This is a genomic window from Micromonospora sp. NPDC049275 (assembly GCF_043197115.1).
GTDB lineage: Bacteria > Actinomycetota > Actinomycetes > Mycobacteriales > Micromonosporaceae > Micromonospora.
This window is the reverse complement of record NZ_JBICSN010000002.1, coordinates 230,452-247,563: the sequence shown is the minus strand read 5'-3', so window position 1 is coordinate 247,563 and position 17,112 is coordinate 230,452. Positions and strand designations below refer to the sequence as shown.

The 17,112-nt window shown below is 72.0% G+C and carries 14 protein-coding genes; 5 read left to right on the top strand and 9 right to left on the bottom strand.

Features of this window, described 5'->3' with window-relative positions; all coding sequences use genetic code 11:
* Nucleotides 1-27: 27 nt before the first annotated feature.
* Nucleotides 28-1,302 (bottom strand): MFS transporter, encoded by a 1,275-nt coding sequence (locus tag ACGFIE_RS06525; RefSeq protein WP_393291734.1) that lies wholly within the window; start codon nucleotides 1,300-1,302, stop codon nucleotides 28-30.
* A gap of 132 nt (nucleotides 1,303-1,434) precedes the next feature.
* Here ACGFIE_RS06525 and ACGFIE_RS06520 point away from each other — a divergent pair, with 132 nt between their 5' ends.
* Both ACGFIE_RS06520 and ACGFIE_RS06515 read left to right on the top strand, forming a co-directional pair.
* On the top strand, nucleotides 1,435-2,625 hold the full coding sequence (locus ACGFIE_RS06520) for an NAD(P)/FAD-dependent oxidoreductase (RefSeq protein WP_393291732.1): 1,191 nt from the start codon (nucleotides 1,435-1,437) through the stop codon (nucleotides 2,623-2,625).
* On the top strand, nucleotides 2,622-3,542 hold the full coding sequence (locus ACGFIE_RS06515) for an RNA polymerase sigma-70 factor (RefSeq protein WP_393291730.1): 921 nt from the start codon (nucleotides 2,622-2,624) through the stop codon (nucleotides 3,540-3,542). The genes ACGFIE_RS06520 and ACGFIE_RS06515 overlap by 4 nt, the downstream gene beginning before the upstream one ends.
* 53 nt (nucleotides 3,543-3,595) lie before the next feature.
* Here the strand turns inward: ACGFIE_RS06515 and ACGFIE_RS06510 are convergent, their stop codons facing one another.
* Nucleotides 3,596-4,156 carry an NADPH-dependent FMN reductase gene (locus tag ACGFIE_RS06510; RefSeq protein ID WP_266243282.1) on the bottom strand — a complete coding sequence of 187 codons (561 nt, stop codon included), beginning with the start codon at nucleotides 4,154-4,156 and terminating at the stop codon, nucleotides 3,596-3,598.
* A gap of 135 nt (nucleotides 4,157-4,291) precedes the next feature.
* Between ACGFIE_RS06510 and ACGFIE_RS06505 the strand changes: the two genes are divergently transcribed.
* Entirely contained in the window at nucleotides 4,292-4,756 is a 465-nt protein-coding gene (locus tag ACGFIE_RS06505; protein WP_363681826.1) for a MarR family transcriptional regulator, read from the top strand.
* Between the two features lie 34 nt (nucleotides 4,757-4,790).
* On the opposite strand, the gene ACGFIE_RS06500 is transcribed toward ACGFIE_RS06505, so the two are convergent.
* From ACGFIE_RS06500 to ACGFIE_RS06470, 7 genes are all read right to left on the bottom strand, one after another.
* Nucleotides 4,791-7,127: a beta-L-arabinofuranosidase domain-containing protein gene (locus tag ACGFIE_RS06500; RefSeq protein ID WP_393291728.1), complete on the bottom strand. Its 2,337-nt coding sequence runs from the start codon at nucleotides 7,125-7,127 to the stop codon at nucleotides 4,791-4,793.
* Between the two features lie 294 nt (nucleotides 7,128-7,421).
* The gene (locus ACGFIE_RS06495; protein WP_393293185.1) at nucleotides 7,422-9,161 is read right to left on the bottom strand and encodes an IucA/IucC family protein; all 1,740 of its coding nucleotides are present in this window, start codon (nucleotides 9,159-9,161) and stop codon (nucleotides 7,422-7,424) included.
* Nucleotides 9,162-9,277: 116 nt separating this feature from the next.
* Complete coding sequence (locus tag ACGFIE_RS06490; RefSeq protein WP_393291725.1) at nucleotides 9,278-9,856, bottom strand: GNAT family N-acetyltransferase; 579 nt, start codon at nucleotides 9,854-9,856, stop codon at nucleotides 9,278-9,280.
* Nucleotides 9,853-11,142 (bottom strand): lysine N(6)-hydroxylase/L-ornithine N(5)-oxygenase family protein, encoded by a 1,290-nt coding sequence (locus tag ACGFIE_RS06485; protein WP_393291722.1) that lies wholly within the window; start codon nucleotides 11,140-11,142, stop codon nucleotides 9,853-9,855. Before ACGFIE_RS06485 ends, ACGFIE_RS06490 begins: the two co-directional genes overlap by 4 nt.
* 85 nt (nucleotides 11,143-11,227) lie before the next feature.
* Nucleotides 11,228-12,754, bottom strand: coding sequence for a pyridoxal phosphate-dependent decarboxylase family protein (locus ACGFIE_RS06480; RefSeq protein ID WP_393293184.1), 1,527 nt, complete (start codon nucleotides 12,752-12,754; stop codon nucleotides 11,228-11,230).
* Nucleotides 12,755-12,964: 210 nt separating this feature from the next.
* Nucleotides 12,965-13,822 (bottom strand): siderophore-interacting protein, encoded by an 858-nt coding sequence (locus ACGFIE_RS06475; protein ID WP_393291720.1) that lies wholly within the window; start codon nucleotides 13,820-13,822, stop codon nucleotides 12,965-12,967.
* 4 nt (nucleotides 13,823-13,826) lie between these two features.
* Nucleotides 13,827-14,861: an ABC transporter substrate-binding protein gene (locus ACGFIE_RS06470; protein ID WP_393291717.1), complete on the bottom strand. Its 1,035-nt coding sequence runs from the start codon at nucleotides 14,859-14,861 to the stop codon at nucleotides 13,827-13,829.
* Between the two features lie 72 nt (nucleotides 14,862-14,933).
* Between ACGFIE_RS06470 and ACGFIE_RS06465 the strand changes: the two genes are divergently transcribed.
* Together ACGFIE_RS06465 and ACGFIE_RS06460 are read left to right on the top strand one after the other, a co-directional pair.
* Nucleotides 14,934-16,040 (top strand): FecCD family ABC transporter permease, encoded by a 1,107-nt coding sequence (locus tag ACGFIE_RS06465; RefSeq protein WP_393291715.1) that lies wholly within the window; start codon nucleotides 14,934-14,936, stop codon nucleotides 16,038-16,040.
* Between the two features lie 26 nt (nucleotides 16,041-16,066).
* Entirely contained in the window at nucleotides 16,067-17,095 is a 1,029-nt protein-coding gene (locus tag ACGFIE_RS06460) for a FecCD family ABC transporter permease (RefSeq protein ID WP_393293183.1), read from the top strand.
* Nucleotides 17,096-17,112: the final 17 nt, after the last annotated feature.

The following is a 17,112-nucleotide window of genomic DNA, read 5'->3' as shown; positions in this document are numbered from 1 at the left end:
CTGCGGCGATGAGCGCCCCCGTGGTGGTCAGCCGGCCTGGCTCACCGGCACGGCCGGAGGCGACAGACGGGTCTGCGCGCCGGCGCGGCGAATCGGGGTGAACAACCCGCCGACCGCGACCAGCAGGCACCCCGCTCCGGCCACGAACGCGACCGCCGGCACGCCGTACCGGCCGGCGGTCCAGGTCAGGATGGCGGCGCCGGCCGGCCCGAGGGCGTAGTGCGTGCTCCAGAACGCCGAGGTGACGCGACCGAGCAGATGGTCGGGGGTGATCTCCTGGCGCAGCGACATCGAGCAGATGCCACCGATGCTGAGACAGCACAGGTAGACGGCGGTCAGCGCGGTGACCGCCGGCAGGGTCGTCACCATGCCGGCGCCCGCCAGCGCGAACCCACAGACCGCGTGCGCGCCGATCCAGGTGGCGCCGAAGCCGCGCCGGCGACGCAGCGGCGCCACCAGCAGCGCCCCGGCGACCGTGCCCAGCGCCGCCAGGCCGAGCACCGTGCCGACAGTCCCCTCGGTGCCGTCCAGGTCGTGCGTGACGCGGTAGATCAGCACGTCGGTGAAGCCGTAGGTCAGGAAGATGAACACCGACAGCAGGACGGTCAGCGCGCGGAGCACGGGCTGTCGCCACAGAAACCGCGCCCCGGCCAGGAACTCGGCCACCGGACCCTGCCGGGTCACCGGCGCGGCGTCGGCGGCCTGGACGGGGCGCAGCCGGATCAGCGACAGACCGGCTGCCGACAGCACGAAGCTCGCCGCGTTGACGGCGATGGCGACCGCCGGGCCGAAGCGGGCCGACACCACGCCGGCGAGCAGCGGCCCGAGGACGGCGGTCGCCGCGAACGTCGCCTGGAGCCGACCGTTGGCCTCGGTGAGCCGGTCGGAGTCGACGAGGTTGCGCACCGCGGTCACCGCCGCGACCTGGAACAGCATGCCGGCCGCCTCGCAGATCGGCAGCACGACGAAGAGCAGCCAGACCTGCGGGCCCGCGAGCCAGGCCAGCGGCACCAGGGCGTAGAGGACCAGACGGGCCAGGTCCGCGACGATCATCAGCGTGCGGCTGTCGTACCTGTCGACAAGCACGCCGCCGAAGACCCCGGCGAGCACGGACGCCGCGCCCGCGACGGCGGTGAGCAGGCCCATCTGCGCCACCGACCCGGTCGCCTGCAACACCAGCAACGGCACCGCCAGGTAGGCGAACGCGTCGCCGGCCGCGGAGAGCGACTGCGCGATCCAGTACGTGCCGAAGGCGCGGTCCCGCCACAGCGGCGGCCGATGAGGGCTGGCAGCTCGGCTCATCCCGCCGAGGGTAGCCGCCCTCGTGCCGCCGTGCCGCCCGTCACATCGGACCGATGTCACGAACCGGCGGCGTACCGCATCTCCTGGTCGTCACCTCGATCGGCGAGGAACGGCGAGCGGAGAGGCACCACGATGAACACGGCACAGAGCACGCACCGCGTCCTGATCCTGGGGGCGGGCTACGCGGGGATGGCCACGGCGATCCAACTGGCGGCGCGCACCCGGCGGCGCTCCGACGTGCGGGTGACGCTGGTGAACGCGCAGGAGCGGTTCACCGAGCGGTTGCGGCTGCACATGGCGGCGACCGGGCAGGACCTCGCCGAGCTGACCATTCCCACCCTGCTGGCGGGCACGGACGCGCGGTTCGTCCGCGGATGGGTGACCGCCGTGGACGCGCACACGAGAACCGTCCGGGTCGACGACAGCCGGGAACTGCGCTACGACACGCTTGTCTACGGGCTGGGCAGCGTCGCCGCCACGGCAGCGGTGCCGGGCGCCCAGGAGCACGCGTACACCCTGGACAGCCCGGGGGACGCGGCCGCGCTGGCCGACCGGCTGGCGCGGCTCGGCGGCGGAACCGTCGTCGTCGCCGGCAGCGGCCTGAGCGGCGTCGAGGCGGCGGCCGAGATCGCCGAGCGGCACCCGGAGCTGACAGTCGTGCTCGTCGGCCAGCGGGAGCCCGGGGCGGGCATGAACACGACGGCACGGGCGTACCTGGGCAACGCCCTCACGCGACTGGGCGTTCAGGTGCGCGGCGGGTCGGCGGTGACGAGGGTGCAGCCGGACGGGGTCGAGCTGGCCGACGGGCGCGGCGTCGCCGCCGACGTCGTCCTCTGGACCGGCGGTACGCGGGTGTCCCCGCTGGCGGCAGCGGCGGGGCTGACCGTGGACGAGCGCGGTCGCGTCGTCACCGATGCGACGCTGCGCTCGGTCTCCCACCCGGACGTGTACGCGATCGGCGACGCCGCGGCGATCCCGCAGGGCTACGGCGTCCTGCACGGCACCTGCCAGAGCGGCATGCCGACAGGCGTGCACGTCGGGGTGTCGATCGCCAGGACCCTCCGAGGCCGGCAGCCCCGACCGTTCCGGTTCGGCTACTACCACACGCCGGTGAGCCTGGGACGGCGTGACGCGGTCGTCCAGTTCACCCACCCCGACGACAGCCCGCGCCGGGTGTGTCTGACCGGCCGCGCCGCGGTCTGGTACAAGGAGACGGTGAGCGCCTCGCCCTGGCCGACGTACCGCCGCATGTCGCGAATGCCGGCCTCCGGCGCGTACTGGCCGCGTGGCGGCCGCTTCACCCGGCTGCGGGACGCCCGGTGACCCCACCCGCCGAGAGCGTCGACCAGCAGGTTTTCCACCGCCACCGCAACCTGCTGTTCGCCGTGGCGTACCGCATCCTCGGCAGCGCGGCCGACGCGGAGGACGCGGTGCAGGACGCCTGGATCGCCTGGTCGGCGGCCGAACGTTCGCAGGTCGCCGACCCCAGGGCGTACCTGGCGCGGATCGTGTCGAACCTCGCGTTGCAGCGCCTGCGCTCCGCTCAGCGTCAACGCGAGACCTACGTGGGACCGTGGCTGCCGGAGCCCATCCTCACCGTCGGCGACACGGCCGACGCCGTCACCGACGCCGAGTCGGTGTCGATGGCGATGCTTGTCGTGCTGGAGACGCTCAGCCCGCTGGAGCGAGCGGTGTTCGTCCTGCGGGAGGTCTTCGACTTCAGTCACGCCGAGATCGCGGAGGCGGTGGAACGCTCCGAGGCCGCGGTACGCCAGGCCGCGCACCGTGCCCGCGAGCACGTGCGGGCCCGACGTCCACGCTTCCCGGCGGACCCTGTGCGGCAGCGCGGGGTCACCGAACGGTTCGTCGCCGCCGCGACCGGTGGGGACCTCAACACCCTGCTGGAGTTGCTGTCCCCGGACGTCACGTTGTGGACCGACGGTGGAGGCAAGGTCCGTCAGGCGCTGCGGCCGATCGTGGGCGCCCGGACGGTGGCCGCCTGGTTCGCCGCCATCGGCACCGTCACCTACCAGGGTGTCCCGCCCGCCGACATGACAGTTGCCCGCGCCGAGATCAACGGCGGCCCGGGCGTGGTGTTCCGCGGCGCGGGCCGGGTGATCGCCACCGTCACCTTCGACATCGACGCAGAAGGCCGCATCACCGCCATCCACAACGTCGCCAATCCCGACAAGCTGCGCGCCGTCGCCACCGGCACCGCCTTCGACGTCCGGTCGAGCTGAGACGGCCCCGGGAGGGAACTCCCGGGGCCGTCTCAGGGCGTACGCGAAGGGGGTCAGCCCTGGCGCAGCGGCGCGAGCGCGGCGCTCCAGGCCACGACCTGGTCGAGGGTCGCGTTGAGCGCGTCCCGCTGGTGGTCGTTGGGCTTGAAGACGCTGAAGTTCTCGAAGTCGGTGAAGAGCGAGAGGGCGACCTGCGCGCGCACGTCGGCCATCTGCAGCTCACCGGCGATCAGGCGCAGGTGCTCGACGGCCCGGGTGCCACCGACCGAGCCGTAGCTGACGAAGCCGACGGCCTTGTTGTTCCACTCGCCGTAGAGGAAGTCGATGGCGTTCTTCAGGGCGCCCGAGGTCGAGTGGTTGTATTCCGGCGTTACCATCACGAAACCGTCGAACGACGCGATGGTCTCGGCCCAGCGCAGCGTGTGGGGCTGGCTGTACTGGCCCATCGAGGGCGGGTACGCCTCGTCGAGGTGCGGCAGCTTGTAGTCGAGCAGGTCGATCAGCTCGAACTGCGCGTCGGAGCGCTGCTGGGCGATCTCGTGGACCCAACGGGCGACGGCTTCGCCGTTACGCCCCGGGCGGGTGCTTCCGAGGATGATCCCGATCCTGGTCATGGCTGCGCCTTTCAGTAGTCCGAACCTGACGCCGGAACGCTAGCCACTTCTTGCTTCGTCAAGCAAATGACGGCCCTATGGGCGTCGTCACACGCTGCGTGAGCAATTGCTCAATCAAGCAACTATGCTGAGAGCATGCCCGACCCCAGCTCCGAGCCTCTGCGACCCCTCGATTCCGACGAGGAGGCGCTGATCCGCGCCCTGGGCCGGGTGATGTACGTGGTGCCGCGCACCATCGACGCCGACATGGTCAGCGATCGGCAGGTGCCGCTCACCGAGTACACCGCTCTGATGAATCTCTCCGAGGCGCCGGACCGGCGCATGCGCATGCACGAGCTCGCGGCGGCCTGCTACCTCTCGCTGAGCGGCATGACCCGGACGATCATTCGGCTGGAGACGCAGGGCCTGGTCAAGCGGGAACGGTGCGAGGAGGACGCCCGTGGGTGGAACGCGGTGCTCACCGACGCGGGCTTCGCCCGGCTGGAGGAGTCCTGGCCCAGCCATCTCGCGGCCGTACGTCGGCGGTTCCTCCGCCACTTCGAGGGGCTCGACCTGGCCCAGCTGGCCCGCGCGTTCGGGCGCGCGGGAACGGCCGACTGAGCGAGGTCGAGCCCTCGACGTGGTGGCGTGAGCCCTAGGCGTTGGCCACGAGCCGCCAGCGGTTGTCGGCGCTGCCGTTGTCCGAGTCCTGCACGGCCTGCGCGCCGTACGCGGTGTTCCCGTTCAGGATGCCGAGCAGCTTGCCGCTGTTGACGTTACGGATCTTGTAGGTGCCGTCGCCGTTGTCCACCAGGGTCCACCGGTGATCGGCGGTGCCGTTGTCGGACCACTGCAGCACGCGGGCGTTGTCGGCGGTGGACATGTTCTCCACGCCCAGGACCTTGCCGCTGTTGACGTTGCGGAACCGGACCGCGTTGCCGTCGGTCACCACGACCCAGTTGTGGTCGGCGGTGCCGGTGTCACCCCACTGCACGGCGAGCCCGCCGTCGGCGGTGGACATGTTCTGGATGCCGAGCACCAGGCCCGTGCCCACGTTTACCAGCCGGTGGCTGCTGCCACCACCGCTGCTGCCGCTGGTGTTCCAGTAGACGGTGTAGTTGAAGCCGTGGGCGTCCTGGAACGGCCCGATGTTGACGGTGGACCCGTTCGCGGTGGCGGTGAACGCCAGCGCGCTGGTGCTGGTCCGGGCGATGGACGAGACGTTTAGTGCCGGCGGCGCGCTCAGCGTGCTGTTGCCGTAGTTGCCGCAGAGCACGCTCGGGCCGTAGGTGAGGGCGGCGATGCTGGAGTTGTCGTTCGTCGGCTGCGCCACGACACGCATCGGCAGGCGCACGGTGATGGTGTCCCCGGCGGCCCAGGTACGCGTGACGGTGGCGTAGCTGCCGGGCGTCGTGGCGACGGACTGCTCCACACCGTTGACGCTTATCGTCGCGCCGTTGGTCCACGCCGGAATGCGGACGCGGACGCTCCACGACCCGCTCATCGTGCCGCCGAGGGTGAGGGTGGTGGTGTCGCTCACCGGGTACGTGGTGCTCTGGGTGACCGTGATGCCCCGCTGCGACCAGTTCAGCTCCGAGGGCACGAACAGGTTCACGGTCAGCGTGGTGCCGCTGTAGAAGTAGATGGAGTCCATCAACTTCGTGTTGATCTCCACGCCGGTGCCCTGGCAGCACCAGAACGAGTTGTAGTCGGTGCTCCAGGTGCCGCCGCCCCACGCCGGGCCCACGCCGCGCCGGCCACCCGGCTTGAGCGGGGTGAAGTAGGTGATGTGGCCCCGGCTGTCGGCCGGGTTCTGCGCGCCGATCAGGTGGTTGATCGTGGCGCGCTCGTAGTAGTCGAAGTAGTCGGTCCGGCTCGGGTCGAGCAGCCACAGCTCCCGCGTCAGCTTGAGCATGTTATAGGTGTTGCACTGCTCGCAGGTGTCGTTGCTGAGGTATCCGGCGATCGCGTTGGGCGACCGGAAGTGCTCGGCCTGGCTGTTGCCGCCGATGACATAGGTGTGCGCGCGCACGGTGATGTTCCACGCGTTGCTGGCGATGTCCCGGTAGCGGGTCGTCCCGGTGGCCTTGAACTCACGCGCGGCGCCGACCCACTTGGGCACCTGCGTGTTGGCGTGCAGGCCGTTGAGCTGGTCCTGGTTGTTGGCCAGGGGGTTGAACACCGAGGCGTGGTCGAAGCGCTGGGCGGTGGTGAGCCACCGGGAGTCGCCTGTCATCTGGTAGATCTCGGTCAGCACATCGTTCATGCCGCCGAACTCGGTGCCGAGCATCGACTGCATCTGGCTGCTGCTCAGGCGGGACGTGCGGTTGTCGACCCAGCCGGCGAGGCCCAGCAGCACCGTGCGGGCCTGCGTGTTTCCGGTGTAGCGCCAGACGTCGAGCAGCCCGGCGAGCGTCTTGTGGATGCAGTAGTAGGGCACGTTGCCGTTGGACAGCGTGCGCGCCTCGAGGGCGGAGAAGTCGGACTCCGGGAAACCGGAGAGATATCCCGACCCGAATCCGGCCGCGCCGTTGTTGGCCTGGCACTTGGCCAGCTCGGCGACCATGTAGTTCGCCTTGTCCCGGCAGGTGGTGTCACCCAGTACCGCATAGGCCTGCGCCCACGCGGTCAGGAAGTGCCCCTGCATGTGGGTCCGGAACGGGAAGTTCGGCGCGTCCCACCCACCGTTGGTGGCGGCGCCGTTGGTGGACAGCCGGTGGTTGGCGCGGAAGTTGTAGAGCATGCGGTCGACGTCGACGAAGCGCAGGTAGTTCAGGGTGCGGTTCTGGTTGTCCAGCCAGCGGCCGGCGGTCAGTCGCACCTGACCGAGGTCGAAGGCGTAGGCGCCGACGCCGATGTCCGGCCGCGCCGGCGGGACCACGGCAGCGGCGGCGGGGCCCGCGCCGAGCGTCGTGGCTCCGGTCGCGGAGATCACGGCGGTGGCGCCGGCGGCTTGCAGCACGCGGCGTCGGCTGAGGGGCAGGGACGACATGGGACCTCCAGGTGAGCGCTACCGGCGACGGGACGACAACCGGGCGGGACGGGCTCGGCGGGGATGCAGGGGTCCGAACGTTAGCGTTCACATCCGTGTCCGGCATGTTACGGCCCCAGGCCCCATCAATTCAAGATGGTAACTGTCGGCAGTGGTCCCGCGCCTGTGGACGATCGGTGCGTCGCCCTACCGGTAGGCGTCTGGGGTAACGCGTGCCCGCTCGTGTTATCGATAACACGAGCGGGCTCAACCGAGCGGCCGAACACCACCAGATAGAACAGCGCGTGGGCCGTGTCAGCGGGCCGGGGCGTGGGCCGCGAGGGGGTTGGTGAGGGTGCCGACGAACTGCAGGGCGGCCGACGGGTCGGCCAGGTCGACCATCTGCTGGTTGTCGCGCAACTGGAGCCGGTTGAGGCAGGACAGCGCGAACTCGGGGGCGAACAGGTCGTAGTGGCGTACCCGCTCGGCCAGGTGCGGCACCCGGTCGAAGTAGGCGGCGGCGCAGGCCGCGACCGTGCCCCAGAAGGCGTCCTCGGTGAGCACCCCGGCCTCGACCAGCACCGCGCCCAGGTGCCGCAGGAAGCAGTCCACCACGTCGGTGAAGATGCTCAGCAGCTTGGTGTCGTCGGGCACCTCGACCTGGATCCGCCGCACCTCCGCCGGCAGCTCGACGTCGGTGTTCAGCACCGCGATCTCCTCGGCGATGTCCTTGAAGATCACCCGCTCGACGGTGTCGTGCTCGTCGAGGACCAGGATGACGTTCTCGCCGTGCGGCATGAAGGCCAGGTCGTGGGCGTAGAAACTGTGCAGCAGCGGGGTCAGGTAGGCGTCCAGGTAGCGGCGTAGCCACACCCCGGGCGTCAGGCCGGACCTGTCGATCAGGGCCGCCGCCAGCGAGCCGCCGTGGTCGTCGGTGTGCAGCAACGCGGCCATCGTGGACAGCCGCCGCCCCGGGGCCAGGCCGGGCACCGGGCTCTCCCGCCACAACGCGGCAAACATCTTGCGGTACGGGGAGGTGCGCTCGGTGGCCGCCTCGTACTGCCGGTGCCGGTAGCCGACCGCGGCCCGCTCCCGGATGATCGTCAGCCCGGTGCCGGCGAGCACCTCGTCGCCGGCGATCAGGTCGGCCAGCCAGTCGTTGATGGCCGGGGTGGCGGCCATGTACGCGGCCGACAGCCCGCGCATGAAGCCCATGTTCAGCACCGACAGCGCGGTCTTGACGTAGTGCCGGCGCGGCTCGGTGACGTTGAAGAACGTGCGGATCGACTGCTGCGCGAGGTACGAGTCCGGGCCGGGTCCGAGGTGCACCAGCCGACGCTCGGCCAACTCCCCCGCGAAGGTGACGGCCAGCTTGTTCCACCACTGCCACGGGTGCGCCGGGATGAGGTGGTAGTCGGCGAGGTCCAGCTCGAGCTCGGCCATCGTGGCGGCGAACCGGGCCAGTGTCTCCGCGTCCAGCTCGCCGGCGATCAGGGCGTCGTAGTCCAGGTCGGCGGCGCTGCTGAACGTCGAGTGGTCCCGGTGCGCGGCCAGCCACTCCAGGCGTACGGGAGTGGCGGCCTCCGGGGCGTAGCGGTGGTACTCGTCGACGCCGAAGCCGAGCCGGCCGTTGTTGGCCACGAAGCAGGGGTGGCCCTCGGTCATCGACGTCTCGATGGTCTGGAAGTCCGCCCCGGCCAGTTCGGCGGCGCCCGGCAGGGACTGGGCCAGTTTGTACGCGGTACCCGCGAGGGTGGAGGTGATCTCCTCCAGGTAGACCGGGAGCACCCGCGCGGACAGCCCGAGGGCGTCGCGCAGCTCGACGATCAGGTCCACGGCGTCGGGCGGCACCGCGACGCCGTCCCGGTGCCGGGTGATGCTGTCGGCGTCGATCTGCCAGTGCTCCAGCGCGAGGACCCGGGCCGCGAAGCGGTAGGTGACGGTGCCGTCGTCGCTGCGGACCTCGTACCACTGCCGGTCGTCGGGGCCCGGCACGGGCTGCGGGGTGAGCAGCCGTTCGTGGGTGAACTCGGCGAGCGCCTTGCGGACCAGCATCCGGTTGGCCCGCGCCCAGCGCTGCGGGGTGAGATGCGCGACCGGGTTCTCGGGCGCGGCCGGCGCGGCGGGGGTGGTGTGCGCGGCTGTCGTCTGGGCGGGGACGGCGGTGGAGGTCACGCCGGGGCTCCTTCGGTGTGGGTGGCGGCGGCCTGGAACTGGGCTCGGGTGCAGACGCTGAGCAGCGCGTCCTTCTCCGGCTTGGCGATCGGGCCGACGACCTCGAAGCCGACGGCGGCGTTCAGCGCGTGCACGGCGGTGTTGCGCACGTCCGGTTCGACCACCACCCGCTCGGTCGCCGGGTCGGCGAAGAGCCAGGCCATGACTGTGGTGATCACCGCCCGGGTGAAGCCGTGCACGGGGTCGCCGGTGGGCGCGCACAGGAAGTGCATGCCCACGTCGCCGGGCTGGGCGTCGTGCAGGCCGACCAGCTCGACACGGGCCGGGTCGTAGCGCTCGGCCAGGAAGGCGGGCTCCCCCCGCCACAGCCCGAGGTACGCGTCGTGGTGCGGGTGCGCGGCGATGCGTCGGTACTCCTCGATCACCTGGGCCTCGTCGGCGTCCTGCATCAGCCAGAACGCCGCCTTCGGGTGGGTCACCCAGCCGTGCAGCAGCGGGGCGTCGGCCTCCGGTTCGAGGGTACGCAGGGCGAACGCGCCGAGCCGGTCGTCGACGCGGGTGAAGACGACGTTCACGGCATCACCCCGGCCGGGGCGCCGAACTCCTGGAAGGTGATGCTCTTCTCGATCGGGTAGTGCTCCCGGCCGAGCAGCTCCCGGATGATCCAGGAGTTGCGGTACGCGCCCATGCCCAGGTCGGGTGAGGTGATGCTGTGCGTGTGGGTCCCCGCGTTCTGCAGGAAGATGCCCCGCCCGCTGTGGTCGATGCTGTAGTTGCGGGCCACGTCGAACCGGCCGTGCGCGTCCCAGCGGATCCGCTCCCGCACCGGGGCGAGGAACTCCGGCACCCGGTAGTGGTAGCCGGTGGCCAGCACCAGCCCCTCGGTACGCAGGGTGAAGTCCCGCTCCTGCTCGACGTGCCGCAACCCGAGCCGGTACTCCCCGTCCTGGTGGGTGGCGCCGACCAGCTCGGTGTTCGTCAGCAGCCGGGTGCGTACCGGCCCGTCGACGCTGTGCGCGTAGAGCAGGTCGAAGATGTCGTTGATCAGGTCGGCGTTGATCCCCTTGAACAGGCCCTTCTGGTCGGCCTCCAGCCGGTAGCGGGTCGCCTCGGGCAGCGCGTGGAAGTAGTCCACGTAGTCCGGCGAGGTCATCTCCAGCGTCAGCTTGGTGTATTCGAGGGGGAAGAACCGGGGCGAGCGGGTGACCCAGGTGAGCTGGTAGCCGTACCGGTCGAGGTCGCCGAGCAGGTCGTGGTAGATCTCGGCGGCGCTCTGCCCACTGCCCACCACTGTGATGCTGCGCTTGGCCCGCAGCGCGTCGCGGTGCTCCAGGTACCGCGAGTTGTGCACGGCGTCGCCGGGCAGCCCGGCCACGGCGGCGGGTAGGTGCGGCGGGGTGCCGGTGCCGAGCACCAGGTGCCGGGCGCGGTACTCGACGCTCTCGGACTCGCTCGTGGTGGCCCGCACCACGTACCGCTCGTCGGCGCTGTCGTACTCGACAGTGGTCACCGTCTGGCCGAAGCGCAGGTTCGGCAGCTTCGCCGCCGCCCACCGGCAGTACGCGTCGTACTCGCTGCGCAGGGGGTAGAAGCTCTCCCGGATGTAGAAGGGGTAGAGCCGGCCGATCTCCTTGAGGTAGTTGAGAAAGGAGTACGGCGACGTCGGGTCGGCGAGGCTGACCAGGTCGGCGATGAACGGGGTCTGCAGGCGGGCCGACTCCAGCAGCATGCCGGGATGCCAGGCGAGGCTCGGGCGGGCCTCCAGGAACACCCCGTCCAACTCGTCGATCGGCGCGGTGAGGCAGGCCAGGCCCAGGTTGTACGGGCCGAGCCCGATGGCGATGAAGTCGTGGGTGGACATCCGAGTCTCCAGGCGCAGGTTCGTGATCGCCGGCGTCGGCCGACGGGCGGGTCAGCCGGCGTCAGCCGGCGGGGATCAGTCGGGGTCAGCCGACGGGGCAGGTCAGGTCGGCGGCGGCGCGCTGGCGCACGTACCGGCCGGCGTGACCGGCGATCAGTTCGAGCACGTGGCCGACGTCGTCGACGGTAGTTGCCGGGTTGAGCAGCGTGAACTTGAGGAAGTGTCGACCGTCCACCCGGGTGCCGGCGACCACGGCGAGGCCGGAGGCGGCGAGCGCCTCCCGGGCGTGCAGGTTGGCCGCGTCGGCGAACTCGCGGCCCGCGCCGGTGGGCAGGTAGCGAAAGACCACTGTGCTCAACTGCGAGCGGGTCACCACCTCGAAGCGGGGATCCTCGCTGACGAGCTGCCAGGCGTCGGCGGCCCGGTCGACCACCTCGTCGAAGAGCGCGCCGAGCGCGTCCGGGCCCATCACCCGCAGGGTCAGCCAGAGCTTCAGCGCGTCGAACCGGCGGGTGGTCTGCAGGCTCTTGTCGACCTGGTTGGGGATCTGCTGCTCCACCATCCGCGCCGGGTTGAGGTAGTCGGCGTGGTAGGTGGCGTGGCGCAGGACCCGCCGGTCGCGGACCAGCAGCGCGCTGGAGCTGACCGGCTGGAAGAACGACTTGTGGTAGTCGACCGTCACCGAGTCGGCCCGTTCGATGCCGTCGAGCAGGTGCCGGCGCGTCGGCGAGACGAGCAGCCCGCAGCCGTACGCGGCGTCCACGTGCAGCCAGACGCCGGCCGCCGCGCAGATCCCGGCCAGGTCGGTCAACGGGTCGATGGAGCCGAAGTCGGTGGTGCCGGCGGTGCCGACGACAGCCATCACGACCTGCCCGGCCTGCCGGCACCGGGTGATCTCCTCGCGGACGGCGGCGGGTCGGATCCGCCGCTGCGCGTCGGTGGGCACCGCGATCACCGCGTCCGGGGCGAGCCCGAGCAGCTTGGCGGACTTCTGCACGCTGAAGTGCCCGGCCGCGGACGTGAGCACCCGCAGCCGGGGCAGCAGCTCGGCGCGTGCCGCCGCGGTGGTCGCCTCGGCGCACGCCTCCTCCCGGGCCAGCAGCAGCGCCTGGAGGTTGGACTGGCTGCCCCCGCTGGTGAACACGCCGTCCGCGTCCGGGCCGAACCCGATCCGCTGGGCGGTCCAGTCGATCAGCCGCCGCTCGATGAGGGTCGCCCCGGCGCTCTGGTCCCAGGTGTCCAGGGATGAGTTGACCGCGCTGAGGACGGCCTCGCCGAGCAGCGCCGGGATGACCACCGGGCAGTTGAGGTGGGCCAGGTAGCGGGGGTGGTGGAACCAGACGGCGTCGCGCAGGTAGACGTCCTCCAGCTCGTCCAGGGCCGCGTCGGCGTCACCCAGGGGCCGGTCCAGGTCGACCCGGTCCACCAGGGGGGCCAACTCGGCCGGTGTGACGCCGGTGCCGGGCCGGTCCACCGCGGCGACCCGGTGGGCGACCCGGTCGACGCCGGCGGCGATCGCCCGCCGGTACTGCTCGACCGAGCCGTCGTGCAGGAGCTGCGCCCGCGCGGCGGCCCTCTCGGCAGCCGTCGCCGGCGGCAGCGCGGCGCCCATCGCCGGCGGCAGCGCGGCCGTCGACGCCGGCGGCCGGATGCCTGTCGACGGCGGTGCGGCTACGGCCGGCGCGGGCAGGTCGGGCTCAACGGGGTACGTCGGCACGGTCACGGGATGTCCTCCACGTTCTCGACGATGGGCAGCCGGAACCCTCCCCCGGCGCGGGTTCGAGCGCCGGGGGACGTGCTGCGTTTGGCGGTGGGTCGCTGATCAGGCGGTGGCGGCGGCCAGCGCCTCGGCGCGCACGTCCTCCTCGGAGAGCCCGCGCCGCCAGTAGCCGGCGAAGGTCACCCGGCGGCGGTCGATGCCGCGCTCGCCGACCAGGTGCCGGCGCAGCGCCCGCACCGCGCCGGACTCGCCGGCGATCCAGGCGTACGGCTTACTGGCGGGCAGGCGGGCGGCACGCAGCGCGCTGACCAGCAGGTCACTCCCGGGCGGGGTGCTGCCGCGCACGATCCAGCGGATCTCGGCGGCGGCCTCGGTGGGCAGCTCGGTGATGTCCGCGGCGTCGGGGACCTCGATCCAGGCGCGGACGCGGGCGCCGGCGGGCAACCAGGCCAGGATGCCGGCGGTGGCCGGCAGCGCGGTCTCGTCGGCGACAAGCACCACGAGGTCGGTGTCGTCCGGCGGGCGGAAGCAGACGCTGCGGTTGTCGTGCACCGCCGGGCCGAGCAGCAGCACCCGGTCGCCGAACCCCGCCAGGCTGGCCCAGCGCGAGGCGGGACCGGTGCCGCCGTGACCGACGAAGTCGATGTCCACCTCGCCGGCCTCCGGGCGGTGCTCCCGGATGGTGTACGAGCGCATGACCGCGCGGACATCCGGCGGGAGGGCACGCCAGGCGGCGAACCAGTCCTCGCCCCGCTCGACCGGGACGACAGGGGTGTCCTGCCCGGGATGCGGCAGGAACAGCGAGACGCTCTGGTCTCGGCCGCCGCCGGCGAAGTCGACGAGCTCCCCGCCACCGAAGGTGACCCGGATCAGCGAGGCGCCGACCTGGCGGGCCCGGACGACGTGCGCGGCGAAGAAGCGGTACTGCAGGGCGACGGGTTCGACGGTGCTCGTGCTCATGGCGTCAGCTGACCTTCTTCGCGTTCCGGATGGCGGTCGCGAGGTTCTCCAGCAGCGGCGCGGAGCCGGCGTAGGAGAAGCGGGGCACCGCGTCCCAGGGGGTCACCTGGTTGGCCTTGACCGCCGGCAGTTGCTGCCAGGTCGGCTTGGCGGTGAGGTCCTTGGGCTGCAACGCGGTGCTGCGGTTGTCCAGCAGGATCAGGTCGGCCGGGAACTTGCCGGCGTTCTCCCAGCTGAGCGCCTCGAAGTAGTCGCCGGCCTCGAGCTTGGTGGGCACCACGATGTCGACGCCCAGCTCGGCGAAGTACATGAGGTCGGTGCTGACCTTCGGGTTGGACACGTAGAACAGGTCGGGGCTGCCGGAGCAGGCCATCACCTTGATGCCGGGGTTGGCCTTGACGGCCTGCCGAACGGCGTCCGCGGCGGCGTCGAAGCGGGCCTTCGCGTCGGTGACCTTCTTGGCGGAGAGGTCGGCGCCGAGCGACTCGGCCAGCGCGGCGTACCGCTCGATGGGCTTGGTCATCGGCACGCGGGCCGTGGTGATCGCCACGCTGGGCGCGAGCGGAAGGATCTTGTCCTTGCTCTCGTCCGGCACGTACCAGAGAGCGTCCGGGTCGTACATGTGGGTGACAAGCAGTTCGGGGCGCAGAGCCGCGTACTTCTCCAGGCTGAACTCGCCCCACACGTTGCCGAGGACCTCGACGGCCTCGACGTTGAGGTCGCCGGCCTGCGGATCGGCCGAGCCGTCGGCGCGCCTGGTCTCGCCGAACACGCCGACGAGCTGCTTGTCGAGACCGAAATCGACCAGTGCCGCCGCCACTCCGGTGAAGGCCACCACGCGCGCCGGACGGGCCGCCGCCTCGATCTTCTTGTTGCGGTCATCGGTGAACGACCAGGGGCCACTGGCATTGCCGCTGCCAGCAGGCTTGGCCGCATCGTCCTTGCCACAGCCGGCGAGGAGCGCGGCCAGTGTGGCGGCGCCGCCGGCGGCCAGCAGGCCACGACGAGAGAGGCGACGGGCGGACAGTGCATCGGGCATGGTGTCGTCTTTCGATCAAGGGAAGGTCGGGTCGACCGGGACAGCGGGGTTAGGTTAGCCTAACCTCGGTTGTTGTCAACAGCGGTTCGCCGTGTCGCCACACTCCCGGAGCCCACACTGGACGCCACACCCACCGTCACCACCTCGGCACCGACCGTGCCGGGCCTGTCGACGGCCCCTCCCCCGAAGCGACGCCGCGCGGCCCGCGCCGTCGGCCTGCTCGGCGCCGTGGCGCTGCTCGGCGTGATCCTGGTGCTCAGCATCGCGGTGGGCGCGAAGTCGTTGCCGCTCGCCGACGTCTGGTCCGGGTTGCTGCACCACGACGCCACCGAGTACGCGGTGGTGCACCGGATGCGCCTCCCCCGTACCCTGCTCGGGCTGCTCGCCGGCACGGCGCTCGGAGTGGCCGGCGCCGTCATGCAGGCCCTCACCCGCAACCCCCTCGCCGACCCGGGGCTGCTCGGCATCAACGCCGGCGCGTCCGCCGCCGTGGCCGTCGCCGCCACCTTCCTGGGCGTCACCGCCATCGGCGGGTACGTCTGGTTCGCGCTGCTCGGCGCGGCGCTTGTCACCGCGCTCGTGTACGCAGTGGGCGGCGGGCGCGGCGCGACCCCGGCCCGCCTCGCGCTGGCCGGTGCGGCGCTCAACGCCACCCTGTACTCGTTCGTGAGCGCGGTCATGCTGCTGGACACCGCCTCGCTGGACCGGCTGCGGTTCTGGACGGTCGGCTCGCTGGCCAGCGCGGACTCCGCGACCGTGACCCGGGTGGCGCCGTTCATCCTGGTCGGCCTGCTGGTCGCCCTCGGCGCCGCCCGTCCGCTGAACGCCCTCGCACTCGGCGACGACGCGGCCCGCGCCCTCGGCGCCCGACCGGCAGTGATCCGGGCCGCCGTGATCGTCGCGGTCACCCTGCTCTGCGGCGCGGCGACCGCCGCCTGCGGCCCGATCGTCTTCGTCGGCCTGCTGGTGCCGCACCTGGTACGCGCGCTCACCGGGCCCGACCTGCGCTGGCTGCTGCCGTACTGCGCGGTGCTCGCGCCGGTGCTGCTGCTCGGCGCCGACGTGCTGGGCCGGGTGCTCGGCCGGCCCGGTGAACTCCAGGTCGGCATGGTCACCGCCGTGCTGGGCGGCCCGCTCTTCCTCTGGCTGGTCACCCGGGGACGGGTGGCACACCCGTGAGCGCGCGCACCAACGGGCTCAGCACCATGACTGTTCTCCGTACCCCCGGGGGTTTGTCGGTGCGGTTCCGCCCCCGCGCCCTGTCCGTGGGCCTCGGCGCGGCGGTGCTCGCCAGCGGGCTCGGCCTGGTCGCGTTGGGCAGCGGCGACTACCCGATGGGCCCGACCGACGTGCTGCGCGCCCTGACCGGCGGCGGCAGCGCGGCGGAGCAGTTCATCGTGACCGAGCTACGACTGCCCCGGCTGGTAACCGCCCTGCTGGTCGGCGCCGCGCTGGCGCTCGGCGGCGCGGTGTTCCAGTCACTGGTCCGCAACCCGCTGGGCAGCCCCGACATTCTCGGCTTCACCCAGGGCGCGTCGACAGGCGCGCTGGTGGTGGTCGTCGTGGGCGGCGGCAGCCTGGCCCTGGCCGGCGCCGCGGTCGTCGGCGGGCTCGCCACCGGCCTGCTGATCTACGCGCTCGCCTGGCGGCGGGGCGTGCACGGCTACCGACTCGTCCTGGTCGGCATCGGCGTCTCCGCGATCCTCACCGGCGTCAACGGCTACCTGCTGACCCGGGCCCCGCTGATGGACGCCGCCCGCGCGGTGCTCTGGCTCACCGGCAGCCTGGACGGACGGGGCTGGGCCAACGCCGGGCCGCTGCTCGCCGTCACCGCGGTGCTCGCGCCGCTGGTGCTCGTCGGCTGCGGCCCGGCGCTGCGGATGATGGAGCTGGGCGACGACACCGCCAGCGCGCTCGGCGTGCCGCTACGCCGGCTGCGCCTGGTGCTGCTCGCCTCGGCGGTGCTGCTGGTGTCGTTCGCGGCGGCGGCCGCCGGCCCGGTGTCGTTCGTGGCGCTCGTCGCGCCGCACGTGGCCAAGCGGCTGACCCGGACGCCCGGCCCGAACCTGCTGCCGTCGATGGCCGTCGGCGCGGCGCTGCTCGTCGGCGCCGACCTGGTGGCCCAGCGCGCGTTTCCCGGGCACCAACTTCCGGTCGGCGTGGTGACCGGAGTGCTCGGCGGTGGCTACCTGGTCTGGCTGTTGGCCGTCGAACGCCGGGCGGGTCGGCTGTGAACACCCCTGACGCGATT